This window comes from Wolbachia endosymbiont of Drosophila baimaii (genome assembly GCF_028982185.1).
Classification (GTDB): Bacteria; Pseudomonadota; Alphaproteobacteria; order Rickettsiales; family Anaplasmataceae; genus Wolbachia; species Wolbachia pipientis.
Genome location: NZ_JAPQLE010000044.1, coordinates 1 through 12216, shown reverse-complemented (window position 1 = coordinate 12216; position 12216 = coordinate 1). Strand labels below are relative to the sequence as shown.

8 protein-coding genes and 2 pseudogenes are annotated in these 12216 nt (G+C 35.2%); 5 read left to right on the top strand and 5 right to left on the bottom strand.

The window, feature by feature from the left end; all coding sequences use genetic code 11:
* The 5 genes from OZD66_RS01495 to wmk form a co-directional block, all read right to left on the bottom strand.
* A partial coding sequence (locus tag OZD66_RS01495) for a helix-turn-helix domain-containing protein (protein ID WP_275022005.1) occupies positions 1-408 on the bottom strand: 408 nt, incomplete at its 3' end.
* Between the two features lie 134 nt (positions 409-542).
* Positions 543-1853 carry a hypothetical protein gene (locus OZD66_RS01490; protein WP_275022003.1) on the bottom strand — a complete coding sequence of 437 codons (1311 nt, stop codon included), beginning with the start codon at positions 1851-1853 and terminating at the stop codon, positions 543-545.
* A 131-nt stretch (positions 1854-1984) separates the two neighbouring features.
* Entirely contained in the window at positions 1985-2353 is a 369-nt protein-coding gene (locus OZD66_RS01485) for a JAB domain-containing protein (protein ID WP_259348533.1), read from the bottom strand.
* The gene (locus tag OZD66_RS01480) at positions 2346-2675 is read right to left on the bottom strand and encodes a JAB domain-containing protein (RefSeq protein WP_259348534.1); all 330 of its coding nucleotides are present in this window, start codon (positions 2673-2675) and stop codon (positions 2346-2348) included. Before OZD66_RS01480 ends, OZD66_RS01485 begins: the two co-directional genes overlap by 8 nt.
* 211 nt (positions 2676-2886) lie before the next feature.
* Positions 2887-3834, bottom strand: a complete 948-nt coding sequence (gene wmk / locus OZD66_RS01475; protein WP_182367232.1) for a WO male-killing family protein Wmk — start codon at positions 3832-3834, stop codon at positions 2887-2889.
* A gap of 386 nt (positions 3835-4220) precedes the next feature.
* Here wmk and OZD66_RS01470 point away from each other — a divergent pair.
* From OZD66_RS01470 to OZD66_RS01450, 5 genes and pseudogenes are all read left to right on the top strand, one after another.
* Positions 4221-5131, top strand: a pseudogene (locus OZD66_RS01470) (Rpn family recombination-promoting nuclease/putative transposase).
* 20 nt (positions 5132-5151) lie between these two features.
* The gene (locus OZD66_RS01465; RefSeq protein ID WP_182367234.1) at positions 5152-5691 is read left to right on the top strand and encodes a pyrimidine dimer DNA glycosylase/endonuclease V; all 540 of its coding nucleotides are present in this window, start codon (positions 5152-5154) and stop codon (positions 5689-5691) included.
* Positions 5661-5864 (top strand): annotated as a pseudogene (locus tag OZD66_RS01460) (Rpn family recombination-promoting nuclease/putative transposase); the annotation flags it as partial. The gene OZD66_RS01465 and the pseudogene OZD66_RS01460, both read left to right, overlap by 31 nt.
* Before the next feature lie 108 nt (positions 5865-5972).
* Entirely contained in the window at positions 5973-7454 is a 1482-nt protein-coding gene (locus OZD66_RS01455; protein WP_182367236.1) for a cytoplasmic incompatibility factor CifA, read from the top strand.
* 60 nt (positions 7455-7514) lie between these two features.
* A complete protein-coding gene (locus tag OZD66_RS01450; RefSeq protein ID WP_182367238.1) occupies positions 7515-11930 on the top strand; it encodes a cytoplasmic incompatibility factor CifB in 4416 nt (1471 codons plus the stop codon).
* Positions 11931-12216: the final 286 nt, after the last annotated feature.

Genomic DNA, 12216 nt, shown 5'->3' with positions numbered 1-12216 from the left:
CATATTTTTTGCCATTCTTATTCTTGCTGCTTTTACATCACTTTCCTCTTGAGCTCGAATAAATTTGGTTAATGCATTAATTGCCTTGCGTGGTTCTCTCTCACTTATTTTCATGTATTTTCCTATGAAATTATATGTCTCTTGCGTCTTATCTTCATCAAAACAACTGTTTTCTCTCAGTGGTTTTCGTTCAAGAAGTAGATTACTAACAGAAATTGACAATGCTTTTGTTATGCGCTTTAACTTTTTAGTTGGAATGCCAGATTTCCCTTTTACATACCTTAGCAGCGTATAGTATTTTATACCTGTTTCATTTGCCAAATCTTTTGCGGTATATTTCCGCTTTAATATCCAGCTTCTTATATTTTGTGCTATTTTGTGCCTTATGGAGGCAGTAGATCTCGTCATTAGTGGCTACACATTTGCTATAAGAAATTCTAGCGCTTTCATTTATTTGAATAGTTTGCACCAACCCTTTGTAAAATTTTATTGTTATAAGTTGGAGTAGAGAAGGAAGAAAAGATCTCCCTTCCCATAGTAATTCAACGTTTTATAGAAGTTGTTTTACTATCCTCACTTACCTTACCTACCCACGATAATGTTTCACTTGAGCTATCAACCGCCTTTATTTTCTCTGTGACCTGCTCTTTACTCAACTTGCCATTTCTCAAGAAGCCTCCTTCCTTTATTGCCTCTTCGACTGTCTTTCCTCCAAAAAGGCAACCTTTTCCTACAACTTCGCCGCGTTTTTGTAGCTCATCCCACATTTCTTTATTTTTTACTATCATTTGTACTCGGTCTGCATCGTGATTCAATATAATATTTAGCTTACCGATACTCGTAGGAAGTTCTAACATAACGGCGTCACCGGATAAATCGGTATAGTTTCTTTTACCTCCTTTTTCGCTGACTTCGATTTCGCTGTCACCTATTTTTATAATGTTGCCACCTAGTTCCACACATCCTGTGTTTAGACCTAACCTTCTTGCACCTTCTAGCACTTCCATAGGCTTTACTGTGCTATCTTTAGAAAACTTCATATAAAATGTTTTGTTATCTATACATACATCTTCTACGATTCCTCCTTGAACAGCATTTTCTCCGGCCTCCTTCAGTTCTTTAAGCCGCTCGTCTATCTGTGGCTTTACCTCTTGATACAGTTCATTATAATCTTTATTTATGCGCTTATTCTGCACTAGATCGTAACTAAACACCGCTTCATTTAGCATCAGTTCTCGCATTATATCTTTTTCCTTATCCCCTTCGGGCGGGCACGAAAGCACTTTCAATACCACAAAATCGGCAAAACTTCTTTCTCCTTCATGACATGCATTTAGCCTTATCCCAGCATCTAGTGCTTGGCTCACAATTTCTTTCAGTTCACTGACGTTTTTTATTTTCACCACTTCACTCTTAAACCATCTCAATGCTGTACTTTCATTGGTACTTAGCTCTATCTTATTCAGAGGTGGAATAAATGGGTTTAAGCTTTGACGATTTAAAGATTTTGTGTTATAAAATCCACGTCCTTCTCCAAAATTGATTGACTTGTCACAGATATCATTAGGGGAAGGCATACCTTCAGTCTTTTCATCCTTAGCCTTCTTATTCATGACTTTGCTTAAAAGGACAGACAACGGGTTTTTCTTATCAGTTTGCTTTTCAATAGCATCCAATATTCCCGCTAACCTGCTTAGATCGTTATCAGTTTCCTTTGTGGACTGCTTGATGGTACGACTCATACCTCTAATAGCATCCAATATTCCATTTTTCGACAATCTGTCAAGATCTATGGTTAACTCGTACGTATTTCCCTCTTTATCTTTAAAAGGTACAATTACTTTATTATTCATATAAACCTCCAATATTAAAATATTATCTAAGTATACATCGTCATTTGTTGCTTTATTATTAATTCACCATGTGAATATTATAGACATTATAAATTAGTATTCTATATTATGCAACTCTTTTCAATACAAGTTTAGCAAAGCAGATCGTTTTTCTTAAAACTGAAATGTTTCTTACCTGATATAAGAATGTGATCCTCTAGCTCCATTCTCACGCCTTGACATGCTGCCGCTAATTCACTCGTCACAGCTTTATCCTCCTTGGATGGCTTTAAACTTCCTCCTGGATGGTTGTGCGACAGTATTATTGATTTTGCCTCTATTGTTAGTGCCTTTTTTATTACTTCCCTTTCATAAATATATACTTCATCTATTGTACCCATGTGCATCTCATCTTCTATCAAATGGTACTGCTTATCCAAATAAATTATCATAGCAGCTTCCTTTGCTGATAGACCTATATTTGCCCTTATATATTCTACGAGTTTTGCGTAATTATCCATTCATAGGCCCTTTCTTTAAATCCTCTCTTAGTGCCCTCTTGTAAGCTTCTTGTACACATACAATCACTGCAGCCGCAGGGTCGGTTACTCCTTTTATTATTTTCAGATCATCTATTCCACGACCAAAAATTCTTCCCATCCCTTTACAAGTATCTGTTAGCTTTTCAGCAATAGTTTGTGCTTGATCTTCGCTATGTACTGCTCTTAGAAGTATTTTTATTATTTCACTATCTCTTAAAACTTTCCCTTCTCCGCTTCTTAACACTTTCTCTATTTCTTCCCCATATATACTTTTATCTTTACTTTTATTATTGTTATTCATAAAATTTACCTTATATTAGTTTCTTATAAAATTTAAATGTTTACTGCTACTTTTTTAGTAGCTTTGGCATAAAGCCATCGCTTCCGGGCGAAGTCAAGTCAATTTTTTCGATTTTTTTTTGTTTGTTTTTTTATGAAAAGATAGAAGATATTAATAATTATTGATTTCTTTAAGCGATATCGCTTTGTATTCGTACTCTTAAAAAATAAGCTCAGGGTTGGTTCTCACTAGATAAGCCAGTTATTGAAGAAATAGCATCAACAGAAATACCTAGTATAAGTAGATTATTTGCTACTTTTATCCCTTCTGCTTTGTCGATCTTTTCTCTGTAGATTTGCCTTCTTTCGGACAAAAATTCTATTAGTATGTTCAGTTCATCTCTTGATTCCTGATTATCAATTCTTTTGAATTCTCTCGTCAAACTTAATAGCTCATTTTCCGCTTCCTCGTCTTCACCTTCATAGTAATCTTCTTCCGTTATCAGATCTTTATCATCCACTGATAATATTTCTGCAACCTTACATGCCACCTCGCTTAAAAAGGTACTCTTTCCTTGTTCATAGTTATGTATTTGTGAATGCGCTACACCGAGCTCTTTTGCCAATTCCTCTTGAGTATATTCCCTTATTATCCTCCATTTCTTCATCTCTTGTCCTTCCTTGTGACGCTTACAGACAACTAGCTCTTTGTTATCATATTCATCTATTGATAAGCCTGTTGCTTGGTAGATAATATCAGCATCAAATTCTAACTCGAGCATATTTTTTGCCATTCTTATTCTTGCTGCTTTTACATCACTTTCCTCTTGAGCTCGAATAAATTTGGTTAATGCATTAATTGCCTTGCGCGGTTCTCTCCCCTTTGTTTTCATGTATTTTCCCATGAAATCGTACGTCTCTTGCACCTTATCTTTATCAAAACAACTGTCTTCTCTTGGTGGAGGAAGTAGATTACTAATAGGAACTGACAATGCCTTTGCTATACGTTTTAACTTTTCAGTTGGAATGCCACATTTTCCTTTTACATACCTTAGCAGCGTATAGTATTCTATACCTGTTTTATTTGCTAAATCTTTTTGGGTATGTTTCCGCTTTAATATCCAGCTTCTTACATTCTGTGCTATTTCGTATCTTATGGAGATAGTAGTACGTTTTGCCATGCCGCTAACAGAAATAAACTACACATTATTACACAGGTGAGCATAAATTTACCATGAAAATGTTGACTTCAAGCTCTTTATTATGAAAGGTGTGAGAGCTCGATGACGCTCGCACTTTTATTAAGCTCTTGCACCAAAAAGCGTTAAAAATGGTCCTTGACAGATGCTAAAATCATGGCATCCATTTGCTGGTCTTTTAAGGCGCTTTACAGAAGGGTTAGTAAAAAGATCTATAAAAGGACATCTAAAGCAAAGAATGCCATTCTAAGCCCACCTCTGAAGGTCATTTTTTTCTCGAAGCTTAAAAAAACAAAACTCAATATAAAAACGTTGAATATTTCTTCAGAATTGTGTATAATTATTAATGCTTTTTAAGGTTCTTTCTTATGACTTTTTCTAAGTTCCTCGATCCTAAATGTGACCTGCCCTTCAAACGAGTGTTCGGCACTGAAAAAAATAAGAATATTCTTATCCACTTTTTGAATGACATCTTAGGGTTTACTGGTGTTAACACAATTCAAGATGTTAAGTTTCTTAGCACTATTATGGACCCTGAAATTGCTTCTGATAAACAGAGTATTGTTGATGTCCTCTGTAAGGATTCTTTCGGGAATAGATATATTGCAGAGATGCAGCTCGCTCGTGACAAGGGCTTTGAAAAACGTGCCCAACTTTATGCTTCTAAAGCTTACTCAAGACAATCTGGCAATTACATTGATTTTAAGAAAGTATTCTTTATTGCTATTTCCAACAGTACGCTATTTCCTACAGAGGTTGAGTATATTTCCACTCACAATATACGTGATATAAAGACTAATGGACATTACTTAAAAGATTTTCAATTTGTCTTTATTGAGTTGCCTAAATTTACAAAGAACAAAGTAGAGCAACTAGAGAGCACAGTAGAAAGGTGGTGTTTTTTTTTCGGTATGCAGAAGATACTACAGATGAAGACCTAAAAGATATTGCAGAAAAATCACCAATAATAAAGCTAGCATATGATGAATTAGACAAGTTTAGTTGGGAAGAAGAGGATCTAGCAGCATACGAAGAAAGAGTATTGAGTGTACAGAAAGAAGCTGCTATTTGGGAACAACGTCTTAATGATGCTAGAGATGAAGGTAAACAAGAAGGTAGACAAGAAGGTAGACAAGAAGGCATAAAAATCGGACATGAAAAAGGCAGAAAAGCAGAGAAAATTGAGGTCGCAAAGAATCTACTAAAAGCAGGTGTTTCTATTGATATTATAGCTCAAACTACTGGTCTTACAGTTGATGAAGTTAAAGACTTAAGCTGATTCTATCTTTTGACACCTAGATGAACATCTTTGTACTAGATGAAAACCCAGAAATTGCGGCAAAAATGTTATGTGATAAGCATATAGTAAAAATGCCATTAGAAACTGCTCAGTTATTAAGTAATGTTTTTTCAATAGCATTAAAAGCGCCAAATCCTCTTGTCAGTACCACAGATCAGAATATAGCAGTTCCATATAAACTCACTCACAGCAATCATCCTTGTTCTTTGTGGGCTAGGCAATCGAAAGGGAACTTTTATTGGTTGATAGAGTACGGAAGAGAATTATGTAAAGAGTACACTTGGCGATACAAAAGGAAGCATAAATCAGAGGAAGTAATAAATTGGTGTGATAGTAATAAGGATTTACTCATTTTTCGATCAACTGATATGCAAGCTTTTATACAAGCACTGCCAGATCAGTATAAATGCAGCAGTGCTGTGGAAGCTTATAGGAGATATTATCTCAAGGAAAAGATGAGATTTGCTAAGTGGGAAAATGGCAGAGAAGCACCAGATTGGATAATAGGGAATCATTGCACTACGGTTATCAGCCAATAAACACAGAAGTCATCCTCATCGGACATGAAAAAAGCAGGGAAGAGGGCGAAAGACAGGCTAAAATAGCTGTGGCTAAAAATTCACTCAAGGCAGGTGTTTCTATTGATGTTATTGCTGGAATAACAGGGTTTTTTGTTGATTATATTGAGAAAATTCAAGGAAAGAAGTTTTAGCCATAACGTTTTTTTATTAAACCCTCTATTCTAGTAATTTTAATATTGCAATCCATTCTAATGTCTGTACAATACCTTTTTTGTACAAATACTTAATAGGAGGGGTTAATGCCATCACAGAAAGAGCTTAGGGCTGCGATGTCCAAAAAATTACAGGAAGCTATTAAACATCCAGATCCGACAGTTGCTGCCGGGAGGAAGTCAGCTATCAAGAGATGGGTGGGAGTCCTTTATGATAACTTTATGGAGCACATAAGATACTTTAAGGGTGATAAGTTGAAGTTTTTGCACAATGTATTCCAAGATGAAGGTTGCTGGTCAGGTGTAAGGTTGGATAATGCTGCTTTAGGTCAAAGGTTTACTGAAGAAAAAATAGGTGGGGTAGATAATCCACTTTCAGATTATGATATAGCTTGTAGGTATTGCGTAGTAGATAAAATTCCTTCTCTCTTTAAGGAGCAATTTGATACTTATAAAGGAAGCTTTTCATCTAATGCAGTTGATGGTAATGGTCGTCCTGTAAAAGATGATAATAAATACATACTAAACTCACTATTGTATGGGATGAAAAGGGAAGATCCTGTATTAAGTTTCTGGATCGATAGAGAATCTGGGGAATTAAAGCAGTATGATGCATTAGAAGGCTTTGACAGTGCTGTAAAGCTTAAGTGGAGTGAAGGAGTAGAGTATTTTTATAATCTGTTGAAAGAAGAAGATAAGGAAAAGAAACTTACAGAAGCTATTATTGCTCTTTCTCGTCTTCAATCTGTTGAGAAAGATGCTCCTATTTTAGATTTTTGCGCAAGGAGTATGGCTGATAAAGATACTCTTTTACAGAAATTGTTGCAGAAAGATAAGGGAGTATATTTCCTTCTTACTGGATTAATAGAGTCATGTTTTTTTGATACGGTTCATGATTTGGTACAGTGCTGGTTTTATAAAGGAGTTTCAGAACATGGAGACGGAGATCGTTCAGAGAAAATGTTATCATATGAAGAATATAAACTTCTTCTTTCCGCACTTTCATATGTTATGTTAGACAATCCTGAGTTAAATGCTCAAGCTAGATCTATTATTATGGAAATGTGGAGATGTGATCGCTTTTATAAACACAAGGAGGCTGCTGTCGATACTTCTAACTTCCAAGTTCCTATAGAAAATGCACTTGCAGGGTTAGTGGTTAATTGGGAACGATTTGGTCGTAAGTCTGATGAAAAAAAAGAAATATTAGAGATAATGTTATTTGCCAAGGATCGCTTCCCTAAAAAGTTTTATTCCTTCGAAGAAGTTATGATAGATGACCTTAGATTATGCGGTAGAGAGGGAAAGAAGAAAGGTATGGACTATGGCAAGTTAGCAGAAGAGTTATTCTCTGAGTTAGAGGAACCGACTCTACCAACTGGTCCTGGAGGTGATGGTCCTTGTAGTAATTTGCGATCACGATCTAAAGCTCATGGTAGTAAGGGAAGAACTTTGCCAGTTGATGATAGTCCGCAGTCTGAGCTTGGAACTCCTAGTGTAAGTGGTGTTTCTGATTCTCATAAGAAAAAAAGCATCTTTACGCTTAGTGGCTCTCTTAGTAATAAGTGATCCACACTTGTAGGCCTTGGTAAGTAGTTTTTCTGATCGTAGCAAATGGAGGGGTATTTTGTGTCTTTAGTAAGAAGTTTAGTGGATGGAGATCTTGATGGTTTTAGACAGGAGTCTGAGTCTTTTTTAGATCGATGTCCATCTTTCGTAGATTGTGTTGGGATAGGTCGTTTTCTTCCTGTATTCTTTTTTAGTATGTTTGCTACCGCCCGTGGTGTTGGTATCTTGAATGCAAATGAGAGGGTCTATTTTCGTTTTGATAATCATGGTATTGATACAAGTGGTAATAATAGGAATACAGGAAACCTAAAGGTTGCCGTTTTAACTCGTAACCGTGACGGAAAGCCAGTTGTCAAATGTTACAGTATTTCTGATCGTCCTAACAGTGATGGATTAAGGTTTAGTGAAAGGGAGAAAAGTGCTCTAGCGCGAGAGATTAGGTGGCAAAATCCGGAGTTAGGGGAAGAAGAACCAATTTTTGAGCAATACAAAGTGTGCCTGCATGGAAAGGGCAAGAGTCAGGGAGAAAAGGGGGCAGTAGTAGTTGAAGCGATTCGTGAAAAAGATTCTGGAGGTAATGATAAATTTGCCAAGTATTCAGCATCTGAGGTCAGTCTTCTTCGACATATAGAACTTGGTAGGTTTATGGAGGTTGATGAGCTTCCACCACGTGGCGTTTCGACAATTAAGGAAATAGAGAGAATGCAACTTGATCAAGATCAGTTCAGACAACTTGATGAGCTGGTTGATTTTGCACAAATTGCACCAGGTCAACAAAGAATTGATAACTTTGCGGAAATGTTAAGAAGTGGAGTTGTACAAACTTTACGAGACAATAGCACAGTAATTTTTAGGTATATAACTCGCATCTATTATAATAATTACAGACAAGTGCTGAGAGATAATATTGAAGACCACAATCAAAAATTTGAGAGTCACGGGTTTTTATTAGGTTTTTTAGCGAATTTTAGTCATCTCTGCACAATAGATATTGACCTTGAATTGTCTCCTGGAAATTCATATGTTGCTTTTCTTGTACGTCATCGAGCAGAAAGAGAAAATGTTCCTATTGTTGTTAATCTTGCTACAAGGGCACCGTCCAATATCGCATTAAACCGCGCCAGAAGTCACGCTGAAAGATTGCATGTTTTTTCATTTATACCTATCCATACTGAATCAAGAAATACTGTCTGTGTTGGATTAAATTTTAATTTATATATAGATCCTTTTAGTGTTGATACAGTAGAACTTCAACAGGATAGATTTCCTTTAGTGAGAAGATTATTTGAGTGTTTGGAGAATGAAGGGATTAGAGAGAATATTAGAGATTTCTTGCTTCAATATCTTCCTAATGAAATACCAAGAAATGCAGAGAATTATAATAGAATATTTGATTGCATAACTGGTTTTACTTTTGGAAGTAGTGCTTTTGATAATGGGTATGTACCAGTACAAAGGAATAGAAAAAGAAGTAGATTGCAGGCAACAAAACACATATTCAGATATGATGATCCAGATTTAAGAAGATGTTTAACTATGGTCTTTCATGTTCAAGGTTTGCTTATAGTCATACTTGGCGTTAGAGCTCACGATGTGCAACAACAAGAAGCCATCAATTTACAAGATCTTAATATTAATAGGAATAATATTCATGTATGGGAAGTTTCATGCACACTTAATGACCAATTTGAGCTAGATATTGATCAACTAAATGACCTTGGTTTATATCACGATTACCAAAATGATAATGCAAATAATTTTCTTGATGGTGATCTTATACAAGTGCCTAATGTTGAAAATGTACATGGTATTTCAGAAAGGGTTATGAATGATGGCTGGCAAAATGTAGGTCAACATGGAGAGCTATTTCAAGAGATCTCTGGAATATTGATGCCACTTATGGACGCAATAAATATTAATAGTGAGGATAAGTTGCGTTCTGTACTGCATGGTACATTTTATGCTAGTGATAATCCTTATAAAGTGCTTGCTATGTATAAAGTTGGTCAAAAATATAGTTTGAAAAGGGGTCGGGAAGAAGAAGGAGAAAGGGTGATACTCACAAGAATTACAGAACAGAGATTAGACCTTTTATTATTAAGACAATCTACGGAGAATGCTCCAGATACTCATCCTCTTGTATATGTATTAGGATTTGCTAATAATGCAGAAGAAGTAGGACAAAGACTAAACGAGATAAGACGTCAGATAGAGCAACTTATGAAAAGAGAAAGAGGATACTTACCTATTACTCTTGAAGATGAGATAGTTTTCTGTCCTGTTGTACTTAATGTAGCTGCACAGAGAGCAGAAGATCTTACAACTATTCCAGAAAATCTTTATATACATAGAATTAGTCGTCGTTATGAACCAAGAAGAGCTGCTCGTAATCAAGAACAAGTATTACAACTAATAAATGCGTATATTCAAAATAATCCAAATGGTGCTTTTAATCGGCTGGGAGATGTACATGATATACTTACATTAGATTTTGCAACAGATAATCTTAATTATCATTATTGGCTTCAACACCGTGATGTATTTGATGCTGCAAGAAGCTATGGCTTTAATGTTGAAAATGATCAATTGTTTGCAATAACTTCACAAGCACAGATAACAGAGCCAGAGCGACGTGATGATGATGGGCAAGTAGTACGTCAAGAGTATCAATGGGTACGTGAAAATCTGCAAAGGCTTCGTGGTGGAGAAAATGGTGAAAGAAGGATATTAACTTCAATTGTTAATTTAGGTAACGTTCATTGGGTTACATTAACTATTGTTTACCAAAATGAGAATTATTATTGTTATTATGCTAACTCAACTGGTGGCGGTATTCCAAATGATGTTAGACTAGCTTTAGAAGGTAGTGGTATTAATAGTGATAATATCCATAACATTCTTGCTGATCAGCAAGATAATTTGTTAGTACAGCAAAGAGATGGATGTAATTGCGGCTTCTGGGCATTAGAAAATGCTAGAGATATTAATGAAGTTTTACAACGAAATAATAATCTTGGAAACCAAGGTAGAGGTGTGTTAGATGAAATGCGTAATTCTCTTACATTAAATGTTCCAGGCATGAATAATATAGTTGATGAAAACAATCTTAGAAATGAACAGTACTTTCAAGATCTGAGAAGAGAAATCTCAAGAGAATTTCGAAACACTGGTACTAATGCTGGACAAAGTCGTGACAATGATCCATTGATTAGAGGCACTATACGACTTCAAAATCAAAATGGAATACGTGAACTACTATTAGAGTACTTAGAATTAACATTATCTCATGTACAGTCATTACATTTTGATAAAGAGCAACAAGCAGCGCTTTTGCAGTTTGTATCTAGCAGCTTTCCAAATGCATCTATCGAATTAGTGAAACAAGGCCTTTATTTGCCTTCTTTTGAAAAGCGAGGAGTTAACGTTAATGGTAAATGTGTAGCAATTACTCATAGTTTATCTCAAGCTTTATCATTACACAAAGAAAAATCATTTTTGAATACTCTAAAAACTTCAACTGAAATTTATGAGCGTATAGCTCAAGGTAAGCAGATATCGAAAAGGGAAGAAAAAGAGGCTTTTACTTTTAGTAAGTTGCTTAGTAATTTTGAAGAGCAGGCAGATTGTGTTACAAGCACTTTGCCTTCAAGCTTAACTCATAGTAGGGGTTGTAAAGTGCTTAGTGATTTATCAAATTATATAGCTAAAATTAATGGTGATTTTGCTCTTCACTTAGTAACAAGTAATCATGTTGTAGCCATTTACAGAATGAGTGATAATTACGCGTATTTTGATAGCAATGCAGCATTTGTTTCTGAACTAAAAAGCGTTGATCAGCTTATACAAGTTGTGGAAAAAGGAATAGGGTTTGCCAGCTATGAAATAGGAGAAAAAGGCTTTCTCATTGAACACTTTGATGTTAATCAAGCTAATGATCTATTAGATGATGAAGATAAGCAAACCCTAACAAGAGAAATTAAAACAGAACGAGAACTTCTTGCGGAACAGGATGAAGAGCTTGGTCTTATTAAAATTGATGGTCAAAAAGTATCCAGAGTGCAATTATATGACTTTGGGACTAAAATTAATGTAAAAGGTAGCGTGCCATTGCTTATTAATTCTGATATGAAGTTAAATAGCAACAAGTTTCTGGATTATTTAGATAAAAAAGAAGTAAGCATAACAGCTAGAGAATACCTTGATAACTTACAAAATAGCAAAAATGTGAAAGAGGTAGTACAAGCAATCAAAGCAATTCCTTTTGAAGGTTCAAATCGAGAAGTTAAGAAAGCAGAACACCAACGTAGCCAAGAACTTAAGTTTTCTATGAAGCAATTAATAAAATATCTTTTGACTGCTGTAATTAGGCAGAAAAGCCAACTGTCAGAGGATAATGGCAAAGCAGATGATAATCCTAATCATTATTTGAGTAGTGTAACAATAAGTAGTAAACCGAAAGAGTCACAAAGATATTAATCTATTTATTTCTGAAGTTGTGAAATTTTATCTACAGAAAGATGCCGTCTCGTAATTCAACAAGAAAATTATAAAAATTGAATCTTAAGTTGTGTTGTGAAATAAAAAATATTTTCTATTCGCAACCTGTTTAGAGGTGTACAAATTATAGTAAGTGTGTATGTTGATAAGTAAACTGGTTTTATACATACTTAGAAATTTATAGCATTTCTCATAATAGTCCGAACAGGTCATAGGAAGGCAGAATCAACAGCACGACGAAAGGATTCGAATAGAGGAATGTTTT